A 22,164-nucleotide genomic window follows, 5' to 3' on the forward strand; every position below is an offset into this window, starting at 1 on the left:
AGCGGTTCGATCACTGTCACGCTGCCCAATGTGCAAGCACCCCATAGGGCTGGCGATGAGGCCATGCTGACAGGCCTCCAGTTCAACAATGTGAGCCAGCGCAAGGACGGAACTGCCGGCACGGGCATTGTTCGTTCGGGGGCCGACACGTCCGACGTGAACTGCGCGACAGGCGCCAGCACGTCGCTGGGCACCACGTCCGGGACATGGTCGAAATGCCTTACAGGCTATGACGCAGGCCAGGCGCCTGTGGCAGCTGGAGATGGTGTCCTGCTGTTCGGCTTCAACGGCTACGCCGGCACCGGGTCGATGGGGTTCGATACGGTCGCTGGATACACCGAGGTGGCGAATCCGTCAGTCATCAACACCGATCCGGTGATGGGTGGAGGCACCGGCGCGGGGGCGAATTTCATCACGAGCACCGAATCCGACGGCTTCAGTACGTCCTTCCAGTTTCGCAATGGTGTCGCGCCTCCCAACGTCGTGATGCAGTCGCGTAACGGCTCGGCCACGCTTACCACCGGCGGCCAGGTGGCGAAGTTCACGCTGACCCGTGCGGGCATGGACCTGACGCTCACCAAGACCGACGGCGTGACGTCCGTGGCGCCGGGCGCGACCACCACGTACACCATCGTGGTGACCAACCCCTCCGTCAACTTTGCGGACGGCGCCGTGGTGACCGACCCGGCCACCCTGGGGCTGACCCTCACCAACGTGACCTGCGCGGTCACCACGGGCGCCGCGGTGTGCCCGGCCAGCCTGACGCAGGCCGACCAGGCGCTGCGCGTGACGGCGCTGCAGGGCGGCGCGACGATTGCGCGGTTTCCGCCGAACAGCTCCTTGACGCTCACCGTCACCGCGACGGTGGGTACGGGCATCGCCACGGTCGCGAACACCGCGACCCTCACGGCTCCGGCGGGATACACCGATCTCGTGCCTGCGACCAATACGGCGACCGATACCGACACCGTGCTGGGCACCATCGTCATCGTCAAGGACGCGCAGCCCGACCACGCGCAGGACTTCAGCTTCACCACGACGGGCGGTTCGAACCTGCCTGCCAGCTTCGACCTGGACGACGACCCGACGGACGCCACGCTGCCCAACAGCCGCACGTTCTATGTCACGCCCGGCGCGACCGTCTACACCGTCAAGGAGGCGACGCTTCCCAGCGGGTGGACGCAAAGCAATGTGAGCTGCACCACCGGCGGCAGCGTGGCGAGCGGCACGGCCTCCATTACCGTGGGGGCGGGGGAGACAGTCACCTGTACGTTCACGAACGCCAAGACGCCGACCGTGAAGGTGCAGAAGGTCACGCAGGGGGGAACGGGCGGCACGTTCAACTTCAGCCAGACCAACCTGGCGGGCGCACCGACGGGCGTCATCACGATCGCTGCCGACACACCGACGCCGTCATCGCCGACGCCGATCAACGTGACCACGACGGGCGTGGCCGTGACGCTGACCGAAGCGCCGCTGACCGGCTTGTTGACCGGATGGGCGCTGGTTTCCGCCAGCTGCACCGATGCCAACAGCACGGCCACCGGCAACCCTGCGGGCCCGATCGGCACGCTGGTGGGCAGCACGCTGACGATTCCAGCAGTGAACGTGAAGGCCGGTGCCGACTTCACCTGCGTGTTCACCAACGCCCGTCCGCGCCTTCGCCTGACCAAGCTGCTGCCCGATGGGCGCGTGAATGACGGCCTGCTCACGCCCGACCAGTTCAGCCTGTCGATCGTCGGTCCGAGCGGGGCGACGGCCAGCACCTCGACGGTTCTGCTCACCACCCTCGGCAATGGCACCACGGCGACGGGTCTGGCCGACACCAACGCCTTGTTCCCTGCGAACTCCGGCGGCACCTACACGTTGTCGGAAACGCGAGGCAACCTCACGACGACGATGGCGCAGTACGTCTCAAGCCTCAGCTGTACCAATGCGGTCGCGGGCTCCACCACTGTGCTGCCGAGTGGTCCTGGCACCACTGGCTTCTCGGTGACGCCCACGGGCAACGACGACATCACCTGTACCTTCACCAACCGGAAGAAGCTGCCCCAGCTCACGACGACCAAGACGGCCAGCGCGAACCCGCTGCTGGTGGGCGCGAGCGGGCAGAGCTACACCATCACCATCACGGTGGCCAACGGACCGACGACGGCGCCGATCACGCTGACGGATCCTTTGCCTGCGGGCATCACCACCAGTGGTCCTGTCACGGCCACGGGTGGCACCTTGAGCGGATGCCCGGCGGCAGGTGCGACAAACCTGGCGGGCTGCACGATCGCCACGGGCGTGGCCAACGGCAATATCGTCATCACCGTGCCGGTCACAGTGGCCGTGGGCGCGGTGGGGCCGTCGGGTGCCACCAACGTCGTGAATGTGTCGGGCGGCGGCGACCCGCTGTGTACGACGGCGCTGGGGCAACCCTGCGATGCGAGCACGGCGACGACCGCCGTGGTCCAGGCTGCGACGTTGCAATTGACCAAGGCCTGGGGCGTCGGCAGCATCGCCGGCAACGTGGCGAGCATCGGCGCGAGCACGGGTGGAACGAACAACACCACCGCGTTCACCGCCACGGCGCCCACGGTCGCCAACAGCGGCGCGGCCGTGATGGTCGTGGCGGGCAATACCATCACGCTGCCCGCGGAGGCGATGACCACGGGCACGCTGACCAACTACACGACGGTGCTGTCGTGTACCGCCAATGGCGGCCCCACAGCGAACGCACTGAGCGGTACAGACGGCCAGGCAACCAACACGCTGCTGATTGGCGCGGCCGATGCGGGCAAAGCCATCGTCTGTACCTACACCAACATCGGCAAGCCGCCGACGCTGACCATCGCCAAGCGTTCGCTGGGTGGCACGGCGGCTTTCGAGTTCACGGGCACCAACGGCGTCGCGTTGCACACCATCACCACCACCGTGGCCGGCACCGCCGTCAATGGGGCGGTGCAGACGCTGACGGCGCCAGGCGTTGCGACCACGGTCACCGAAACCTACACGCCTGCCGCGGGTGTGCCCGACTACGTCATCACGGGCGTCAGCTGTACCGGCATGGGCAGCGGCGGCACGGTGACGCGCGGCACCGCGCAAAACAAGAACCAGTTCACGCTGGATGCCGCGGCCACGTCAGCGGGGGCCAACATCGTTTGTACCGTCACCAACGCCAAGGCGCCGACCGTGCAGCTGCGCAAGAAGTGGGTCAACGCGCTGGTCAACGATGCCTTCACTCTGACCGCCACAGGCACCGTGCACCCGAACCACAACATCGGCTATGCCTCCAATCTGCAGGCGATCGCCAACACGCCCAACGAGACCGATACCGGCGGTCCGCAACGCGTGGCCGTGGGCGACACGGTCACGCTGGGGGAGACACCATTCGGCACCAGCGCAGGCTCCTACGCCGCCAGTGCCTGGAGCTGCACCGGCGGCGGCTCGCTCAGCGGCAACCAGCTGACCTTGGGCATCGCCGATGCCGGCCTGCCGATCGTGTGCGAGATCACCAATACCGCGAAGACGGCGAACGTCACGCTGGCCAAGACCTGGGTGGGTGCGAGCGTCAATGACGCGGTGAGCATCACGGGCACGGGCCTGACCACGCTGGCCTCGGTGGCCAACACGGCTGCCGAGACCGACGCCGGTGCGCCGCAGGCCGTGCCCGTGGGCAGCATCATCAACCTGGCCGAAACCTTCACCACGGGCAGTGCAGCCAACTACACGAGCGCGCTGAGCTGTACCGGCACCAGCGGTTTGTCGGGCAGCACGCTCACGGTCGGCGCGGCCGACACGGCCATCGTCTGTACGTACATCAACACGAAGAAGACCGCCACGCTGCAACTGGCGAAGGCCTGGGGCGCGAACAGCATCGCGGGCAACGTGGCGAACATCGGCGCCAGCGCGGGCGGGGCGAGCAACACGCCGGCGTTCGCTGCGACCGCGCCCTCGACGGCCAACAGCGGTGCGGGTGTGAACGTCGCGGCGGGCAACACCATCACCTTGCCGCCGGAGACGATGAGCACCGGCATGCTGACGAACTACAGCACGGTGCTGTCGTGCACCGCCGATGGCGGGGCCACGGCCAACGCGCTGAGCGGCACTGACGGCCAGAGCACTAACACGCTGCTGATCGGCGCAGCCGACGCCGGCAAGACCATCGTCTGCACCTACACCAACACGCGCAAGTCGGGCTTCCTGAGGCTGGCTAAGCAATGGGCGGGCGCGGTGCCCGGTGACGACGCCACCCTGACGGTGACGCGCGGCGGCACGGTGTTCCACACCCTTGCTTCCGATGCGGCCTCGCCCGCCGACTTCGATTCGGATGCGGCGGCCACGCAGGTGCAGGTGTTCGCCGGCGAAACGCTGACCCTGGCCGAGACGCTGGCTCCAGGCAACGTCGGCGGCTACACCGGCGTGCTGACTTCGTGTTCCCCATGGACCGTGAGCGGTGCCACGGTGACGGTGGGCGACCTCACGTACCCCGTCAGCTGCATCACCACCAACACCCGCCAGACGTTCCCGGTGAAGGTGACGAAGACCTGGACCAACGCCAATGCAGGCGATGCGGTCAGCCTCGCCATCAGCGGCACCGCCACCGACGTGACGGCGATCACCGCCGGCTCGTCCACCGCGCCCGCCACTACCACCAATGCAACGGCCACAGCGGCCAGCGGCAGCGCGGTGACCATTGCCGAAGTCTTCACCAGCGGCAACGAGGCCAGCTACACCACCACGCTGAGCTGTACCAAGGATCTCGACGGTAGCGCCGTGGCCGTGACGACGGGCAGCGGCTTGAGCCGGGGCTTCGTCATGCCCAAGGATAGCGCGGTGACCTGCACCTACGTCAACATGCGCAAGACCGCGACGCTGCAACTGGCGAAGGCCTGGGGCGTCGGCAGCACGACGGGCAATGTGGCCCGCATCGGCGCGAGCACGGGCGGCGCGAGCAACACCACGACATTCACGGCGACCGCGCCGGCGGCAAACAACAGCGGCACGGCCGTGGCCATTGCAGTGGGCGATGTCCTCACGTTCCCGGCGGAGACGATGACCACAGGCACGCTGACCAGCTACACGACCGTGCTGTCGTGTACCGCGAACGGCGGTGCGACGGCCAATGCGTTGAGCGGTACCAACGGCCAGAGCACCAACACGCTGTTGATCGGCGCAGCCGACGCCGGCAAGGCCATCGTCTGTACGTACACCAACAGCCGACTGCCGACCGTGCAGATCAGCAAGCAGGCAATGGGCGGCACGGGCACGTTCGTATTCAGCGGCGACAACGGCTTCGGCACCGACAGTATCCAGGTGACGACAGCCGGGACCACGGTGGCCGGTGCCGTGAAGACGCTGGCGGCGAACGCCCAGACGGTGCTCACTGAACCGGCCGGGTCGATGCCGGCCGGCTTCACCTTTGCCGGTGCGACCTGCAGCGGCCTGGCTGGCGGCGCGACGGCCGTGGTCGATACGGCGGCACGGACAGTGACGCTGCCCGCTGCCGGTCTGGCCAACGGTGCCGCGGTAGCGTGTACCTTCACCAATGTGGTGGCGGCCACCGTGAGTGGCAGGGTCTTCCTGGACACCGGAACGGGTGCCTCCGCCATTGCCAACGATGGTGTTCTGAACGGCGCCGAAGCCGGCATTACCGGCGTCACCGTGCGGCTGACCAACTGCGCCGCCACCGTGTACGGCTCCACGATCACCGATGGCTCCGGTGCCTACACCTTGGCTATTCCCGCGTCGGTGACCGTGGGCAGTGCGCTGTGCGTCGAAGAGGCCAACACGGGCGCGCGGATTTCCACCGGTGCGTCGGTAGGCAACTTTGCATTGCCTTCAGGTGCGGCCATTGCAGCGTCAGGCACGACGTACACCTACACGCGGGCAAGCACCCCCGACCGGATCGCATTCACATGGACGGGCGCCGCCCATGCCAACCTGAACTTCGGTGATGTCGACCCCAGCACCTTTGCAACGAGCGGCGCCAAGACCGGACAGCCGGGCAATACCGTGACCTACGCGCACACCTTCGTGGCGGGCACGGGCGGAAGCGTGACCTTCGCAATCAGCGCATCGACCTCGACGCCCACGCTGGCCGGTTGGGCCGAGAAGATCTTTGCGGACCCGACCTGCAGCGGCAGCCTCCAGCCGGGTGCTGCCACGCTGTACCCGCCGTCTGCATCGACCACCGTGACCGCAGGCCAGAGCGTGTGCGTGATCGTGCAGGAGTTCATTCCCGCTACGGCGCAGCCGGGCTATTCGAATGATGCGAAGGTGCAGGCCAACTTCACGCTCACCAACTCGTTGCCGGCTCCAACGCTCAGCGCCAGCTACACGCTGGACGACATCACGACGGTCTCCACGTCGGCGCTGGAACTGAAGAAGGAAGTACGCAACGTGACGCAGGGGGCCACGGTCTTCACCGTGAACAACCAGGCCAAGTCGGGAGAGACGCTGGAGTACCGCGTCACCTACACCAACAACGGCACCACCCCGATCGGCAACCTCACGGTGAACGACGCCACGCCGGCCTACACCACCTTCGTGTCGAGCACGACCGGTACGACGCCCACCACGCTCACGGCTTGCAGCAAGGCGACGCCGGCCAACCCAGCACCCGCTGCCACGGTGGCCTGCAATGCGGCGCAGACGGCTGGCGGATCAGGGCCTGTGAGCTGGATCTTTTCCGGCACGCTGAACCCCGGGGCGACAGGTAGCGTGCTGTTCCAGATCAAGGTCGATTGACAGAGGGTAAAAAAGAACCCGCCGAAGCGGGTTAAACAGTCAACGATCACAAAGCTGCCCTGCGTCCACAGCAAGGCAGCGCCGTTGTTTTAAGCGCTGCGCGGGATGCCGCGTTCGATGCCATACACAAAGCAGGCGAGGTCGAGAAAAACTTCCACTCTCCTTCATGTTCATTTACGCCCTGGCATGAAGTCGTGGCGTACAAATCACGAATGAACCACAGGATGCGAATGAATTGGGAAGGGCGCTGGGCGCTTACCATCAATGAGCTGGCGCCGGGCGCGTTCTATTTCACGGTGCTGGATGCCATCACGGACGCCGTCGACTGTCTGTCGTATCGCCCCTTGTTCACCGATGAAACGCCGCACGAGACCGCCGCCGAAGCGTGGCTGGCCGGGGTGTGCGCGCTGAACGCGCTCGACGTGGCAAAGGTCGACCTGCCCCCTCTGTAGCTGCAGCAGCACTCAGTGCAGCGTGCTCAGCTGGAGTTCGCGGGGATCGCAAGGCACCGAAATCTGCTGCCCGTCGAAGCGCACGCGCACATGCGGATAGGTAATTCCCGTGATCGTGCCGGTCCGGCCTTCACAGACAACGCGATCGCCGCGCTGAAACGATCTGCCGAACTGGGTCTTGATTTTCTCGAAACTGGTGCGTTGATTGGTTCTGGACATTCCGGCCTCCTTCGGAGGAAATTGGAGTGCCCAACGCACGAAGTCGCATGAAGGACGACAGCGCGTATCGGTAGCGAAATAATCGAAAAAGGATGTGCGAACAGTGCCTCGAATTCATGGAGATTCGAATGTTCTTCATTGTTCTCCATGAGGCAAAAAAAGACCCGCCGAAGCGGGTCGAGCGATCCAATTGATCAGAAGGTTTTACTTGGGTGCGTGACAGCCTCCATGTTTTACACCTGCGCATGGCAGGTATGTCGGCGCTGCCAGGCAAAGGTCTGGACTGCGAGGAAAAATTCCGTTTCAATTTACGGTCATTTACGTTGCAGCATGGAGGTCAAGCCATGCGTGCGACCCAATCGTCGACCACTTGGCCTTTTTGAAAAGAGGCTGGAATTTCCATGCATGACGTGGATCGAGCATCGATCGTGCGGCGGTGCTGGATGGTGGGGCGCGGCTGTCAGATCTTGGACGAGGTTGATTTGTCATGACGCCATCCGCGGCAACGCTCTATGGTCGCCTCATGACGAGTGCCCGCATCCGCCACCTGCAGGCGTACGCGGCCGTCGCAGAGTTGGGCAGCGTCAAGCGCGCGGGCGATGCCATCGGACTGACCCAGCCCGCCGTGACGAACCTCATTGCCGACCTCGAACAACTGCTGGAGTGCACGCTGTTCCAGCGTCATGCGCGCGGTATGCGGATGACGGAGGTGGCTGCGGAGTTGTTGCCTTTCGTACGGCGCGCGCTGGCGTCTCTCGAAAGAGGCGCGGAGTTCGTGGCGTTCCGGCACACGAGCGAACACGACATCGTGCGCATAGGCGCCATCCACGGCGCGGTCTGCGGCCTGCTGGTGCGTGCGCTGCCGGCATTCGCCAGTGTGAGACCGGACGTCATGATCGAACTCCACGAGGCCAACGCGCCACGCACTGCAACGATGATCCTCAAGCAGGAGATCGACATGATGCTGTGCCGCGAACCTGCAGTTCGGCCGGAGGGATGGAAGTTTTCCGAACTCATGCCGGACCGGCTGGTGGTGGTGGTCGGGCCGCAGCATCCATGGGTCGCGAAGCGCGCGCTGAGCTTCTCCGAACTGAGCGACGAGACATGGCTACGGATGCATCCCGCGACCCAGGCACGCCGCGTCTTCGACGAACTGCTGAACCACCATGGGTTCACTGCGAAATTCCGGAAGATCGAGGCGCTTTCAACCCCGCTGGTGCTGGCGCAGCTGCGCAGTGAGCGGCTGATGATCCTTGCCCCTTACAGCGTCTTTCGTCAATTGATCGACCTCGGCCAACTGGCGGTGCTCGACGTGATCGATATTCCTGCGTTCCATCCCATGGGGGTGCTCAGCCCCAAAGATGACGACATGAGCCAGGCAGCCCGCAGACTCAAGGAGTTTCTCTACCGCTACGTCAAGCAGCATCCTTAGCGGCGCTCCTGGTGGTCAGGGAGTGCTTGGGCGTTGCGAGGCGTTCGGCATACCGTCGGGCGGATTGCCGAACAACGCGCCGCAGCTTTTGCCTGCCGACTCCGAGGCGTCTCGCAAGGCTTGGCGGCCTTTCTTTGTGATGGCGAGCACCATGGCGGGTTTGTCGTTCAGTCCATCGTCTCCAACTGCATCACGCGGTGGGATGAACGCCATGACAAGTTCCGCATCCCTGAGCATTCTGAGAGCGTTGATTTCCGGGAGGGCGAAGGTTTCGCAGGGAAGCTTCTGTCCGGCAAAGTGCCGCAGACATTCCATCGTCATCTAGATATCCTGCACGGGCGATGTGTAGGGCGCCCAAAAAAAGAACCCGCCGAAGCGGGTGAAGCGATCAAAACTACCGAAGAGCTGCTCCATGTGAAGCAGCGTGGATATTGTGAAGCCCGATGTTCTTTGGCGTCACGAGGACACAGGAGCTAATTCTGATCCGGCAAGGAAAAGTCACGCTCGCAAGGTCTTTGTTCTCGACCGACCGCCATGACGGTGCCAGACCGGCTCTCAACTGACGTTGTTGATCGTGTCCTTGAGCGCTTTGCCCGCGGAAAACTTCGGTGCCTTGCTCGCCTTGATGGTCATCGGCTCACCCGTCGACGGATTGCGGCCGGAGCGCTCAGGTCGGTCTGACACCGAGAAGGTGCCGAAGCCAATCAACTGCACGGTGTCGCCGCGTGCCATTGCGCGAGAGAGATTCTCGATGACGGAATCTAGTGCTCGGGCCGCATCGATCTTGCTGAGATCGGTATCTGCAGCGATGGCTGCGACGAGGTCGGTCTTGTTCAAAACAGGAAGTCTTTCAATGGATGGGTTGATAAGGAATCAGCGACGCAAATGCGCGCAGGATCGAGTCTACGCACGACCATGGCCGACTTGTGGAGTGGAAGCGTTTCGAAACGGAAACATCATGGCCTGCCGCGAAGGGCTTGTGACGCGACGGAATTCTTCACAGTTTCCATTGCCGTTACCTCGTGTCTTTCTTGAGGTCTTCTCAAACGGAAATTTTTCACGCGAAGTGACGGCTCTGGCGGACGCCGACGCATATCATCCCGGCCCCGCAGCGACTGCATCTGCTCAGAAGAGAAAAAGAAACTTGAAAACCGCCATCACTGTCATCGTCTTCGGGATCGCCTTGGTGCTGATCGCCGCACTACCGCCCTCGACGCACACAGAAGCTCCCACGGAAATCCCCGCCACGGCGCCGCATGCATAAGGCGCCCAACTCATAGCATTTGGTTGCCGACAAAGCGATAGCTCGAGAGTGGCGATCGAAAGCGAACTTTCTCACTCGCAATGGTGGAAGTGGCGGCAGAGCTTTGCTTGGTGTAGCCTCTGCGGAGAAAGCCGATGCGGCAGACGCTGAATCCGGCCGCGTGTGCAGTTGCAGGGCTTGCCGCATCTTTCGGTGCGATGTGTGCCGAAGCTTCTTTGTCGGTGAGGATATTCAGCCATGACACCATCAGCAGCAGTCCTCTATGGGCGCCTCGTGTCTGGCGGGCGCGTTCGGCACTTGCAGGCATTTGTCGCCGTTGCCGAGTTGGGCAGCGCCAGGCGGGCCGGAGAATCCATCGGCGCCTCTCAACCCGCGGTCACGAGCCTTATCGCGGACCTCGAGCAACTGCTCGAGTGCGCGCTGTTCCTGCGCCACGCGCGCGGCATGCAGATGACGGACATCGCGCAGGAGCTGCTGCCCTTCGTGCGGCGCGCACTGGCCTCGCTGGAAAGAGGGACCGATTTCGTGACATTTCGGCGCACGAGCGAGCGCAGCATCGTACGTGTCGGCGGCATCGAGGCCGCATTGAATGGTCTGCTGGTACGGGCTTTGCCTCCTTTCGTTGCTGCGAGACCCGACGTGATGGTCGAAGTGCAGGAGGAAGTCATGACTCGAATTGCCTCGCTGATTCTCAGGCAGGAAATCGACATGATGCTGTGCCGCGAGCCCGCAGTACTCCCCGAAGGTTGGGAGTTCGCCGAGCTGATGCCGGATCGGCTCGTCGTGGTGACCGGACCGCAGCATCCGCTTGTGGCCCGGCGATCGCTGGGCTTCGCGGACCTGTCCGACGAGTTGTGGTTGCCAATGCATCCAGCCATTCCGGCTCGCAAGGTGCTCGACATGCTCATGAACCATCACGGTATCACCCCCAGATATGGAAACGTGACCGCGTTTTCGCTCTCTATTGCGATGGCGCAGCTTCGCAGCGAGCGGGTTGTCGGGCTTGCGCCGTATAGCGTCTTTCGCCAATTGATCGAGCAGGCTCAGCTGGCGGTGCTTGATGTGGTCGACATGCCCCCGTTTCAGCCCATCGGGGTGTTGAGCCCCAAGGACGATGGGATGAGCAAGGCGGCCTTTGATTTCAAGAGCTTTCTCTTTCGCTACGCCAAGCAACATCCGTGAGCATGCCGTGCGCGATGCGGCTCGCTGCTTTTATTCGAGCCACGCCGCGTTGGCCAGCCTAACGCTGCCTGTGCCCGAACCGAGGCTTGGCTGGCTACTGCCAGTGACGCTGACGCGGCCCGGATGCTGGTGGCCCACTGGCTGTCGAATGGGGCGCGCACGGGCTGCGCACCAACGCGCTGGAACTGTCGCGCGGCCTGGTGCCGCAGGCCTACCAGCCGTTGCTCGATTACCTGGCCGGCCCGCGCGCAGTTTCTGATCGTGCAGGTGCTGAGGTTCGGCGCTGGGCATTGAATTTCCGTAAGCACGCGGCAACACATCTTGACGAGGGCCGCATATTTGGCGGCGAGCGCGAGCACGTGGCCGGCTGTGTGAGCAGCCGCTCGGTATGTCTCTGACGAACTCAGGTGGACATTGCTCTACAGTCTCAGGATGACTAACGTTGATGAACCACGGACCGCCTTTGATGCTCTGCTGAAGTCCATCGCTTGCCCGAGTTGCGGCGAGTTGTATTCAGACTCATCGGTGCAGTGGTGCAACGCATGGATAGAGGGACGTCATGACTTGCTCGACGAGATGAATACGACGGAGAGAGATGGTCCCGTCAAGATTCTCTGTATGAGGTGCGGGGGCAAGGCTCTTGTCGACTATTTCAAGCGACTGGCAACGCCCGTGTAGCGCTAAAGCGCTGGGCCAAGGGACGCCAGTAATGCGGCAGCAGTTCGTCGATGCGGCTATGCGGCTGTGTCGGAAGGCGCAAGAACACGTCCTTCAGGTAGGCATACGGATCGTGCCCATTGAGCTTGGCTGACTGGATCAAGCTCATGACGGCTGCGGCGCGTTGACCGGCACGCAGGCTCCCAGCGAACAGCCAGTTCCCCCTGCCCACTGCAATCGGCCGGATCTGGTTCTCCACCCAGTTGTTGTCCGCAGGCAAGTTGCCATCGTCTAGGTAACGCGTCAGCGCAGGCCAGCGCTTCAGGCTGTAGTTCAGTGCTTTGGCTGTCCCTGAACCTTCCGGGACCTTGAGCCGCTGCACGATCATCCAAGCATGCAGTGCCTCGGCGATCGGCCGACCCCGCGCTTGGCGGATGCGATGCCGCTCATCTGCGTCCAGGTCCTTCACCTCGCGCTCGATCTCGTACAACTGGGCGAAGTACTGGATGCCTGCCTCTGCGATCTGGCTCTTGTTGGCCGTGTGCAGTTCGACGAACTTGCGCCGGGCGTGTGCCAGGCATCCAGCTTCGACGACGCCTTTGGCCAGCAAGGCCTTGTAGCCTGAGTAGTCGTCGCAAACCAGCGCGCCGCGCCATTCGCCCAGGAAGTCCTGAGCATGCTGGCCGGCCCGGCTGTCGGCGAAGTCGTAGACCACGCCCTTCATTTCTTCGAAGGCGCCTGGTGTGTAAGCCCACAGGTAAGCGCGGTGCGTCTTGCCGGTGCCAGGCCTGAGCATCGCTACCGGCGTCTCGTCGGCATGCAGCACGCGATAAGCGAGGATGGCTTCCTTGAGCGCATCGACCAGTGGTTGCAGGCGTACCCCGCAGGCGCCAACCCATGCCCCGAGTGTCGAGCGTGGAATCGCTAGGCCGGCACGCCCGAAGATCGTTTCTTGGCGGTACAGCGGCAGGTGGTCGGCGTACTTGGCCACCATCACCTGCGCCAGGAGGCCGGCGGTGGGGATGCCCTTGTCGATCACCTGGGCCGGCACCGGCGCCTGGATCAGCGTCTGGCACTTCGCGCACGCCCACTTACCTCGAACATGCCGCTCGACGCTGAACACGCCGGGAGCGTAGTCGAGCTTCTCGGCCACGTCCTCGCCGATGCGCTTGAGCGCACAACCGCACGTGCAGGTGGTCGACTCGGGTTCGTGGTGGACATCGACGCGCGGCAGGTTTGCCGGCAGCGGCGTGCGGCGCGGCTGCTGCTTGTCCTCGGTCTTGGGCGGCGGGCGAAGTTGCTTCAGCTCTTCTTCGATGGCGGCCAGGTCGGCGTCAAGCGTCTCTTCCAGGAGGCTGGCCTGCGCCACGTCGAGCTTCTCACTGCTCTTGCCGAAGCGCAGGCGCTTGTACTGTGCAAGCTCGTGGGTGAGCTGGTCGACCTTGGTGGACTTGAACGTGACCTCGCGCGTGAGCGTCTCGATTGAGCGGTCCTTGGCCTCGAGCAAGCGCTGCTGTTCGGCGAAGCCATCGATGAGCCGGAGGGTCACCTCGTGCAGTTGCTCTGAACTGAGGCCCTTCAGTTGTTCGGCGTCCACCATGAGCCCGTAGGGTGCCGTGCGATTGCGCGACTGTCATCGGCGTTTGCCGCAATTGCAGGGGGGTGCGCGATTACACGACGGTGATGACGCCCGCTGCCCCGAAGCGCTGCCATGGCAATCCGAGCACAAGCGCGTCGAGCTGCTCACGCGTCATCGCCATCTGCGTGCCCAGGCTCGCGTTGGCCCAGAGGAATCGGCCCTGGTTCAGCCGACGTGCGCACAGCCAGATGCCGATGCCGTCGTGCACGAGGACCTTCATGCGGTTGGCGCGTCGATTGGCAAACAAGTAAGCGTGGTGCGGCTGCGCGGCGCCGAACACCTTCACGACGCGCGCGAGCGCCGACTCGGTGCCAGCGCGCATGTCGATCGGCTCGGTGGCTAGCCACACGGCGTCGACGCGGATCAACGCAGCCACTCGCGCAGCCAGGCTGCGCACGACGACGCTGATTCCACCGGCCAGTGCACCACTGCGGTAGCGCCGCCTCGCTTCAGTTCGATGCGGATGTCACGGGCAGGCATCTCGGCTTCGGGCTGCACATCGAGCGCGATGAAGGCGGGCATCGGCAAGGTTGGAACGTCATTCGTCTTCGGCGACGCAGCCTTGCGATCATCGGAACGCCACCGGTGCACCACGTTCGCATTCAGGTTGTACAGCCTCGCGATCGCCGCGGCAGAAGCATCCGGCTGCCGGCACGCCTCAAGGACCTCAGCCTTGAACCGCGCGCTGTGCTTGCGACGGGTCGCCCGCTTAACCACACCATCTATTGCGTCCACATCATTCATCGCGGACACGATGCCTGCCGACTCTCAGGCAATCAAGATGACTTCACCGTGCGCTTACGGCGGGGCGAACCCGCGGCCCGTTCGAGAGAAGTCGCGATCTATTCTCCCGTTAAGGTCGCGGTTGCCAGCTGTAACCAGTGACTTCAGCAAATCGTTTGATAAGTACCATTGGCTGGTGCTGCTCATTCTGTCCTCCATGAACGAGACCAGCGATGCGGAGAGCATGGCCTCGTTGGTTCGATTTTCAGAATCGGGCAGCAATTGCGAAACCCGCATGGGCGAGGGTGGGCGTGGGAGGGCATGGATACACGCGGCGTAGGCGAGCATGCGAAGCCGTAGCGTGTCTGAAGAACCTTGCCTCGGATTACTTGAAGACGATGCGCGGGAACGGCCGAGGAAAGCGATGGGCGCTCGCTGAGAACAAGCGCGCGCAATTTCGCGATAGACTGCTCGCAAGGCGTCCGCCTGAGTTTCGAGCGGCTCCAAAAAGACGTGCTGCCAGGCAGCAAGACCGATTCCAGAATGATTTGTCCAACCCATGCGAGCTCGCATGGCGCAGGACGGGTAAGCGCTCGAACGTCCTGTGCCCAATTTGGAGCTTACATGGCTATCGACATTTCGCCGGTCGCATACGCGATCACGCACCATCCTCAATTCACCGGTCGGATCAAGCATGGACACGCTCAGCAGTGCCTGGCTGCGGCATTGGGCTACAAGTCCTTGGCGGCGCTGCAAGCATCACCTGATGCGGCGCTCTTGCTGGAACGAGAAACACACGTCGTGCTCGACAAAGCTGCGTTGCTCAAACGCGCGCAAGACTTGAATCTCGAGCTCGGAGGCGAAGAACTCAGTGCCCTGGTGCTCGAGGCACTTCGCAAGTCGTGGGTGGGGACGCCTGCGCACGAGTCGTTGGAAGCGTTTCGCAGTTCGTTGCAGGCGAGGGTGAACTTCGTAGTCGCCAACGACGGCACCGTGTCTGGCCAAACAGCGGTCATGAATTCGGACGGCATGCTGGAAATCTATGTGCCCATCGAAGGGTTGGATTTCGATGACGTCCCAACCAACGGCGACCCCTATGAGATCGAGATCGAAGGGCACATCGCGATGGAGCAAGGCACCGAACGTCCCTATGTGGGACATCACGTGGACGTGCGCGCAACGCTGTGGCTCGTGCGACAGGGCGCGGCGTTCTGGGCGGTAGGGTGTCGTATCGAAGATGCTCAGCTCGACACCAACTGGAACCGGCGGGAGACCTTGTCGCTCGCCGAAGCGCTGGCAGACCTCCTTGACGTGGATATCGCTGCAGCTGACGAACTGACCGATGCGCCACTGCAGGAGCTGGTTTCTGACGATGGGGTCGTCTATGCGTGGGAGTTCGATTTTGGCGCGGTGAGGGTGGACGACGAGATTCTTGAGCGGATCAAGGGTCTTCACGGATCGCTGCAAGTCAGGGTTGAACCAGACTTCTTTGTCCACGTCCAGGGGTTCGATCGAGTCCCTCACCGACACTACGTGCACGGCGATGAATTTGAGGGCGGTGTCGGGGTCTACCTCTGCGCCTCTTGCGACGCGCATGTCAACGCTGGTCACTTCGATCGTGAGCATGGGATCAAGTCCTATGAACGCTACTTCTCCGACCTGCAGCGCTGGCAGCGTCGGACGGCTCGGAGCAGAGGCGGCTTGCGTCGGCCTTCGAATGCCGTGAACGTCGTTGCACCCGCAGCCTTGGCACACCAGGCCGCGTACGAAGCGTCCCGGAGTCCATTTCATCGATGGCTGGAGCAGCAAACGCAACGCCAAGACGAAATCGGTGACCTCGCGCAAGACGTTTTTCGCGACGTGAGATTTCCAGTGTCCGCGTCGTCTCGGGAAGCTGTGCTGAACTATCTCGAAACCGTTGTTCGCTCGAGAGAAGTGATAGAGACCTTCAAGGACAGTTGGCGCGAGTTCAGCGGTGCGCGTAGGTCACATCCTTGATGCGATTTTCTCTCTCGTAAGAAGCCCGAATGCCCTCAAGGTTTGTGTCGCACATTGCGAACAGCACCATCGAGATAATCGATTGCTTGCATGCAGAGCGAGACTTGCAGACGGGCATTTCGATCTACAACCACCTTCGAGATCTCACCCCAGAGGGCGTGCCAAGAATTCGCAGGCACAGCATCGAGTCCGGGGATGCCCTCTGGGCGTGTCTGGATGAGATTGAAAATGATTGCGTCAGAGGGCGGAAGGCCATCGTTCACCTTGAGGGCCACGCATGCAAAGCTGGCTTTGAACTACGTCGCGGTATCGAGCCGCCTTACCCCATCGTTCCTTGGGGAGCGCTTGTTGACCGCTTCAGACGTATCAACGTCGCCAGCCAGTTCAACCTTGGTGTCTTTCTGGCCGCATGCGAGGGGATAGAAGCCCTTAGGCCAATGACTATCAAGAAGGCGGCCCCATACATGTTCCTTGCCGGACCAAATGTAGTGGTTTCCGCGGGCGTGATGAAGGTCGCCGCAGAGAGGTTCTACGACATCATCGTCACCGCGCCGGACTTAGGTCGAGCGCTTGCCAGCCTACCAGCAGAGTTCAGTACTTTCCTGGCGGAGAGATTTTTTGCAACCACTTATGCGCGCGTACTGAAGGCGCAGAGCTTTGGTCGCAACAGAAGAGAGCGGGTTGACTCGCTGGCAAACATGGTCGTGCCTGACAACGCTCCTCTCGAACAAGTTCGTTCAGTCAGGGAGATGGCGCGGGTATTCGCCCGTCCCGACCGAGAGCGCTATGAAGCGGTGCAGCAGAACTATCTGCCGGCCGGGGTCAGCTTCACGTTCGATGACCTGGTCGAGTTCGCTAGAACGGGAAGGGTTCCGAACTAGCGAATGAGCCAGGCGCCGCGCTGAGCTTCCGGTATTTCGGCCCTTGCAGCATCATCGTCCTGTACTGATCGGAGACAGACGCGGCGTTAGAGGAAGCGCGGGTGTGCGTTCGGAGCGGACACTGTTCCGGTCATGGGGGCGCGCCTATCTCGTGGGTGCAGCGAGCTTCTCGAGCTTTGGGGTGATCGTGGCCAGTGGATGGTTCAGAAAATGCTGCCGCAGGACTTCGCTGATAGCCTTTTCGCGCAGTTTCGTTGCCAGGGCAAGGACGTCACTACCCGACTTCCAGTCAATACGGCTGCGCGTACGCGCAGCTTTTTGATCAGTCAGCAACGCCAGTGCCTCGGCGCTGAAATCTCCTGTGGTCCAGATCTCGAAGCTGACCTCCGCCTCTCGATCACGATTTTGTCGAAGGCCGTTCTGAATCACGCTGGTCTTGCGCAGCCAGTGCTGGACCTCGTCGACCTCGACTATCCCTCCCGGCTCTCGCGCCTTGCATTCGATCGCCACAAACTGGCTGGCCATCTGAAGCACCTTGAGAATGTCGATCTCTGCCATTTCTGCGGTCTTGGGATCCCTGACACGCACGCCGACATCGATGGACACCGCGTCCCTTCGCACCAAGTAGGCCGCAAGCAGCTCGAACAGCGGCCCACGCAAATTCTGCGATCGACCCTCTATGTCCTTCAAAGTCTCGATCAGTGCGATGAGCCGGTTGGGCGATTCTGCCGACGCGTAGGCAGCTGCATTGTTGAGGGTGGTCAAGAGCGTGCGCAGGGCCTCGCCGACGCGTTTGCCGAACAGCGTCTTAGGCGTTGCCATGAGAACGCCGGCGGCATGACCTGCCCTCAGTGCGTCGGGAGTGAACTCGTTGGCCACCAGAATCGGGAGGATGGTGGCGCTTGCCAGCGTGGTGTGCAGCGCCTTGGCCTTTCGCAGGAAGTAACGGACATGGAATTCATCGAGCTCGCCGTCTGAGAACACATCGGCGACAAGGAAGCCGGGACTTCGTCGGTCGCCGCGCTGCAGCGGCAACAGGTAGCTTGGACCAACCAGGTCGAAGCGAAACTGCTGAACGGGCTTCAACGTCTCCTCCCCTCGGACGGCAATTTGGTTGTACGACGCAGCTCCGATGTTGCGGGCCCAATCCCGCATTCCATCGAGGATGATCCGTTCGACCGTTGCGCGAGACTTGATGCCTTGGTGGTCAGCCAAGCCCAATGTGCTTTGGTGGAGCAGAACCAAGGGGCCTTCGCCGTAGTTGATCTGGGTAACGAGGCGCGCGGCTTCGAGCCTGTCCAACACGGTTTCGGCGGTGACCTGCCGCTTTATGGGAACAACGGTCGCTCCGCTGATCACGGGGAATTCAGCGGCAGTCGTTGCGCCGCGGCGCGCGAGGAGGCCGTCCAACGCCATTCCATAGACAGATCCACTCGTACGCAGATCGCGGTGCAGCGCGGTCCAGAACCTCTCGCTTTCGCGTTGGTCTTGTAGGTACATGAACCGTGTGCCCTTTGGGAACAGCGGCACCGGGAAGGAATGGACAGGGGGCAGAACGCGTGAAAGGCGTTTCCGCGCAGCTTCGGCCTTGACGCCATGGGCTTGGAGCCACGCACCAATGGTTGCAGCAGTAGCCGGACCGCGGTCCCTGAGGTAGTCCTGAATGCTCACGTTGACCTCCATGTCACGCAGCTTTATTTATTCCATTTACTACCACGGGCGGGCTTCCTTTTTCGACTCTCAGGATAATCCTATATAAATCAACAACTTACGTTATGTATTCTGAAAGAATCGGCTGATAAGTTGTCCGAAGGCATGTCCGGGAAGCAATTTCCTCTCACTGGGTACCGGAGCGTTTGGGACTCTGAAGTGAACTTCACTGAGCTCAGTCGGGCTCAATCGTATGTCCCGGCGTGCGGACGTCGGGCTCGCGGGCTGCGCCCCGTGCTTCGTGCCGAATCACGGCCATTCGGCTTTGATCCCTGACACCTGCGGCCCTTTCGGGCCTGCGCACTGCGCTTGCCGGTCACTGCATTGGCAGGGGAGGGACGGTCTTGCTGTCACCTTCATGCTGGCGCAACGTTCTCGGCGTCATCGCCGACTGAAGAAGTGGGCTGTACCGGATATGCGACCGAGGGCAGGCCGCATCCTGCGCCCTGTGCGTTGAATGAAAATGGAAGAAGTCGCGCGGATCATCTGCGCCACTACCTCAGGAGGGAGACAGATGGCATTCACGGACGACAGCGGTGGATTTAGGTTTTCCTGCGACGACGCAAAATTGTCGATCGGGGCGAGCACATGGAGCACGCGCCTCTCACAGCTTGCTCGCATGGGCCCGATGTATGTGATGACACGGATGCTGCCGAATCTCGACTATGTTGGAAGGATCCTGGGCAAGCGACCGCGCGAGATCTACATCATTGCCAGTACCGAAGCTGAGGCGGATGCACGCCGCCTCAAAGCCCAGTTTCCTGAAATTCGTATCGTTCTTAACGACAACGTGAACGCGAAGATCGTCCTGGTTGCGCCGAACATCATTTGGCTTGGGAGCTCTGACTTCGGGGAGTCGAAAGAGATCGAGTCTGGAATCGGTCTTCATTCCGACTTGGCGTTCAGCAAGGCAGTCACCTCACTTTTCGAACCGGTCTGGTTGAAATCGCGGGAAATATTGCTTTGAGCACTTGGCGGTTCTCTACCGGTTGCAGGGCGATAGAAGTCGGAGTGGATGGATTTGATATGAGTGAACAACGATGACAGGTGATCAATCTGTTCCCCTGAACCGCTGCGGCTATTGCGGCTCGACCAACTACCGTAGGGTCGTTGAGCGTGACGCGCAGGGCGCTATGCGTTGTGGCCAGCGGCTCGTGTGCTCCGGTTGCACGAGGGAGTTCGCCAGCATGGAGGATTGGCGGCAAGGCCAGTGCGATGCTGGGCCACCGTTGCCTTCAGCGGCATGAGCCCTACGTATCTGGTTTCGTCCTTCGCGGACAAGGATCGGGTGAAGGCGCTTGGCGCCCGATGGGACCCGGGCCGCCGGCAGTGGTACGTGCCCGAGGGGCGTGATCTGGCTCCCTTCTCCCAATGGCTGCTGCAGGATAGCGGTGCTGTCGCCGTGAGTCCTTCCAGGGATCTGCTGGCTCAGGCTCCGGCAGAGTCGCGCGACCTGGCGGTGCCTGACAAGAAAGGTGTGCCGCTCTCCCAACTGCTGCAGGGCGTTTCCGCGGCAGTGACGCAAGCTTTCAAGGCCGGTGTCTGGACCATGGTCGAGGTGGTGGATACGCGCATGCGCAACGGACATGTTTACCTGGAGGTGTCCGAGCGGGATGCCTCGGGTGTGATCACCGCCAAAGCGAATGCCGTCATCTGGGCCAGCACGGCCAGTCAGATCTTGCCCAAGTTCGAAGAGGCTACGGGCGCTCAGGTGGGCCCCGGCATCAAGCTTTTGGTGCGGGCTCGCCCCGTCTTCAAGCCGCAGTTCGGCTTCAGCATCGAGGTCGATGCCATCGACTCGGAATACACACTCGGCGACCTCGAGGCGCGCAAGCGGGAAGTCCGAGACCGCCTGCAGCGTGAGGGCCTCTTCGACCTCAATCGGCGATTGCCAACACCTTGGGACTACAACTTGGTGCTGGTCATCGCCCCGGAGGGCGGTGCTGGTTTGGGTGATTTCCAATCGGAGGCCAGCCGCCTGCAGGCACTGGGCATTTGCCGCTTTGTGTACGTGCACAGCCGTTTTCAGGGTGACGGCGCGGCCGCGGAGATCCGTCGAGCGCTACTGGGAGCTCTGGCCCACATGGGAACGGGCGACGAGGGCAGTGACCCTCTGCCCGATGCCGTGGCGATCATTCGAGGGGGCGGTGCCATCAACGACATGGCCTGGCTCAACGACTATGCGCTGGTGCGGGCTGTGTGCGAGCTGGAGGTTCCTGTACTCACCGGAATTGGCCATGAACGCGACAACACTGTGCTCGATGAAGTGGCGCACATCCGCTTTGATACGCCTTCCAAAGTCATTGTCGGGGTCGAACGGTTGATCCTGCAGCGGGCGCAGGAAGCCAAGGCGCTGTTCGCCGGCGTGATCAGAGACGCGACCAAGGTCATTGGAGCGACCCGGCGTACCGTGGTGGAACGCTATGCCGCCATCGAAGCGGGAGCACGACACGAAGTCGCGCGCAGCCGCCAAGAGGCGCGCGAACTGCTCGCGCAAACCCAGCTCGATGCCGCGCAGGCAGTGCGCGTGGCCGCGGAGGGCACGGAGCGTCAGTTGAACGATGTGCGCCGCCTCGCAGCCCACCAACTGGCCGATGCCCGCAGTACGGTGCCGGCCCTGCTGGCCGAGATCCGCGCCGAGGCGCGGCAGTCCCTGCAAACCGCCCGCGCCGGCATCCGGACCAACCAAGCCTATGTGCTCGACAAGGCGACGGCCGATCTTCGCTTCGTGGCAGATACCACCAGTAGAGCATTCGAGGACGTTGCAGCACGATCCCGCCAGGCCGTGGCGAGCGCCAAGACCGATACCCAGGCTCTCATGCGCGAGATTGCAGGGCAGGGCCCGGAAAAGACATTGAGCCGCGGCTTTGCCCTCGTGCGCGATGCCGACGGCAACGCCATCACCAGCGCGTCCAGCGCCGAGGCGCAGATCACCATTCAGTTCAGAGACGGAGCCAGGCGTGCCAAGCTCCAAGAGGACAATCAACCATGAGTACCACGTTCAAAGAGTCCTACAGCGTCTTGCAGCGCCACGCCGAGACGTTGCGAAAGCAGTCCGAGCCCAATATCGACGATCTCCTGCGCATCGTCGAGGAGTCCGTGGCTGCCTACAAGGTGTGCCAGGAGCGCATCGATGCGGTGGAGACGGCCTTGGAAAAGGCCCTGGGTGGCGCCCCGCAGCGCACCTCCGACGAGCAGGTCTCGAAACCCGGCGCGAGTGCGTCAAGGGCAACCCCAGCTCCAGATGGTGAAGACGATATCCCGTTCTGATC

Annotated in this window: 18 protein-coding genes; 10 read left to right on the forward strand and 8 right to left on the reverse strand. The window is 62.6% G+C overall.

The features are described 5' to 3' along the window. Window positions 1-63 precede the first annotated feature (63 nt). Window positions 64-6,735 (forward strand): prealbumin-like fold domain-containing protein, encoded by a 6,672-nt coding sequence (locus AC3WQM_RS00100; RefSeq protein ID WP_492676408.1) that lies wholly within the window; start codon window positions 64-66, stop codon window positions 6,733-6,735. 212 nt (window positions 6,736-6,947) lie between these two features. Then, complete coding sequence (locus AC3WQM_RS00105) at window positions 6,948-7,187, forward strand: hypothetical protein (RefSeq protein WP_492676409.1); 240 nt, start codon at window positions 6,948-6,950, stop codon at window positions 7,185-7,187. 12 nt (window positions 7,188-7,199) lie between these two features. Here the strand turns inward: AC3WQM_RS00105 and AC3WQM_RS00110 are convergent, their stop codons facing one another. Next, entirely contained in the window at window positions 7,200-7,406 is a 207-nt protein-coding gene (locus AC3WQM_RS00110) for a hypothetical protein (protein WP_492676410.1), read from the reverse strand. Window positions 7,407-7,929: 523 nt separating this feature from the next. Between AC3WQM_RS00110 and AC3WQM_RS00115 the strand changes: the two genes are divergently transcribed. Further along, the gene (locus AC3WQM_RS00115; RefSeq protein WP_492676411.1) at window positions 7,930-8,838 is read left to right on the forward strand and encodes a LysR family transcriptional regulator; all 909 of its coding nucleotides are present in this window, start codon (window positions 7,930-7,932) and stop codon (window positions 8,836-8,838) included. A gap of 15 nt (window positions 8,839-8,853) precedes the next feature. Here the strand turns inward: AC3WQM_RS00115 and AC3WQM_RS00120 are convergent, their stop codons facing one another. Continuing rightward, window positions 8,854-9,159, reverse strand: a complete 306-nt coding sequence (locus tag AC3WQM_RS00120) for a hypothetical protein (RefSeq protein ID WP_492676412.1) — start codon at window positions 9,157-9,159, stop codon at window positions 8,854-8,856. Between the two features lie 234 nt (window positions 9,160-9,393). Then, window positions 9,394-9,675 carry an HU family DNA-binding protein gene (locus AC3WQM_RS00125; RefSeq protein WP_492676413.1) on the reverse strand — a complete coding sequence of 94 codons (282 nt, stop codon included), beginning with the start codon at window positions 9,673-9,675 and terminating at the stop codon, window positions 9,394-9,396. Window positions 9,676-9,796: 121 nt separating this feature from the next. On the opposite strand from AC3WQM_RS00125, the gene AC3WQM_RS00130 reads away from it, so the two are divergent. After that, window positions 9,797-10,102 carry a hypothetical protein gene (locus AC3WQM_RS00130; RefSeq protein WP_492676414.1) on the forward strand — a complete coding sequence of 102 codons (306 nt, stop codon included), beginning with the start codon at window positions 9,797-9,799 and terminating at the stop codon, window positions 10,100-10,102. Between the two features lie 10 nt (window positions 10,103-10,112). Here the strand turns inward: AC3WQM_RS00130 and AC3WQM_RS00135 are convergent, their stop codons facing one another. Next, window positions 10,113-10,349 carry a hypothetical protein gene (locus AC3WQM_RS00135; RefSeq protein ID WP_492676415.1) on the reverse strand — a complete coding sequence of 79 codons (237 nt, stop codon included), beginning with the start codon at window positions 10,347-10,349 and terminating at the stop codon, window positions 10,113-10,115. Between AC3WQM_RS00135 and AC3WQM_RS00140 the strand changes: the two genes are divergently transcribed. Further along, on the forward strand, window positions 10,340-11,284 hold the full coding sequence (locus AC3WQM_RS00140) for a LysR family transcriptional regulator (RefSeq protein ID WP_492676416.1): 945 nt from the start codon (window positions 10,340-10,342) through the stop codon (window positions 11,282-11,284). The genes AC3WQM_RS00135 and AC3WQM_RS00140 overlap by 10 nt on opposite strands. A 652-nt stretch (window positions 11,285-11,936) precedes the next feature. On the opposite strand, the gene tnpC is transcribed toward AC3WQM_RS00140, so the two are convergent. The 3 genes from tnpC to AC3WQM_RS00155 form a co-directional block, all read right to left on the reverse strand. After that, window positions 11,937-13,541 carry an IS66 family transposase gene (tnpC, locus tag AC3WQM_RS00145; RefSeq protein ID WP_492676417.1) on the reverse strand — a complete coding sequence of 535 codons (1,605 nt, stop codon included), beginning with the start codon at window positions 13,539-13,541 and terminating at the stop codon, window positions 11,937-11,939. A gap of 70 nt (window positions 13,542-13,611) precedes the next feature. Further along, window positions 13,612-13,947, reverse strand: coding sequence for an IS66 family insertion sequence element accessory protein TnpB (tnpB, locus tag AC3WQM_RS00150; protein WP_492676418.1), 336 nt, complete (start codon window positions 13,945-13,947; stop codon window positions 13,612-13,614). After that, the gene (locus AC3WQM_RS00155) at window positions 13,944-14,324 is read right to left on the reverse strand and encodes a transposase (RefSeq protein ID WP_492676419.1); all 381 of its coding nucleotides are present in this window, start codon (window positions 14,322-14,324) and stop codon (window positions 13,944-13,946) included. Before AC3WQM_RS00155 ends, tnpB begins: the two co-directional genes overlap by 4 nt. Window positions 14,325-14,927: 603 nt before the next feature. Here AC3WQM_RS00155 and AC3WQM_RS00160 point away from each other — a divergent pair. Both AC3WQM_RS00160 and AC3WQM_RS00165 read left to right on the forward strand, forming a co-directional pair. Continuing rightward, on the forward strand, window positions 14,928-16,301 hold the full coding sequence (locus AC3WQM_RS00160; RefSeq protein WP_492676420.1) for a YozE family protein: 1,374 nt from the start codon (window positions 14,928-14,930) through the stop codon (window positions 16,299-16,301). A gap of 104 nt (window positions 16,302-16,405) precedes the next feature. After that, the gene (locus tag AC3WQM_RS00165) at window positions 16,406-17,182 is read left to right on the forward strand and encodes a hypothetical protein (protein WP_492676421.1); all 777 of its coding nucleotides are present in this window, start codon (window positions 16,406-16,408) and stop codon (window positions 17,180-17,182) included. 144 nt (window positions 17,183-17,326) lie between these two features. Here AC3WQM_RS00165 and AC3WQM_RS00170 read toward each other — a convergent pair whose 3' ends face one another. Then, window positions 17,327-18,853 (reverse strand): hypothetical protein, encoded by a 1,527-nt coding sequence (locus AC3WQM_RS00170; RefSeq protein WP_492676422.1) that lies wholly within the window; start codon window positions 18,851-18,853, stop codon window positions 17,327-17,329. A 553-nt stretch (window positions 18,854-19,406) separates the two neighbouring features. Between AC3WQM_RS00170 and AC3WQM_RS00175 the strand changes: the two genes are divergently transcribed. From AC3WQM_RS00175 to xseB, 3 genes are all read left to right on the forward strand, one after another. Then, a complete protein-coding gene (locus tag AC3WQM_RS00175) occupies window positions 19,407-19,859 on the forward strand; it encodes a hypothetical protein (RefSeq protein WP_492676423.1) in 453 nt (150 codons plus the stop codon). Window positions 19,860-20,135: 276 nt separating this feature from the next. After that, window positions 20,136-21,884 (forward strand): exodeoxyribonuclease VII large subunit, encoded by a 1,749-nt coding sequence (gene xseA, locus AC3WQM_RS00180; protein WP_492676424.1) that lies wholly within the window; start codon window positions 20,136-20,138, stop codon window positions 21,882-21,884. Then, a complete protein-coding gene (gene xseB / locus AC3WQM_RS00185) occupies window positions 21,881-22,162 on the forward strand; it encodes an exodeoxyribonuclease VII small subunit (protein ID WP_492676425.1) in 282 nt (93 codons plus the stop codon). The genes xseA and xseB overlap by 4 nt, the downstream gene beginning before the upstream one ends. Window positions 22,163-22,164 lie beyond the last annotated feature (2 nt).

It is taken from the genome of Variovorax sp. FW301-JW7 (assembly GCF_058788795.1).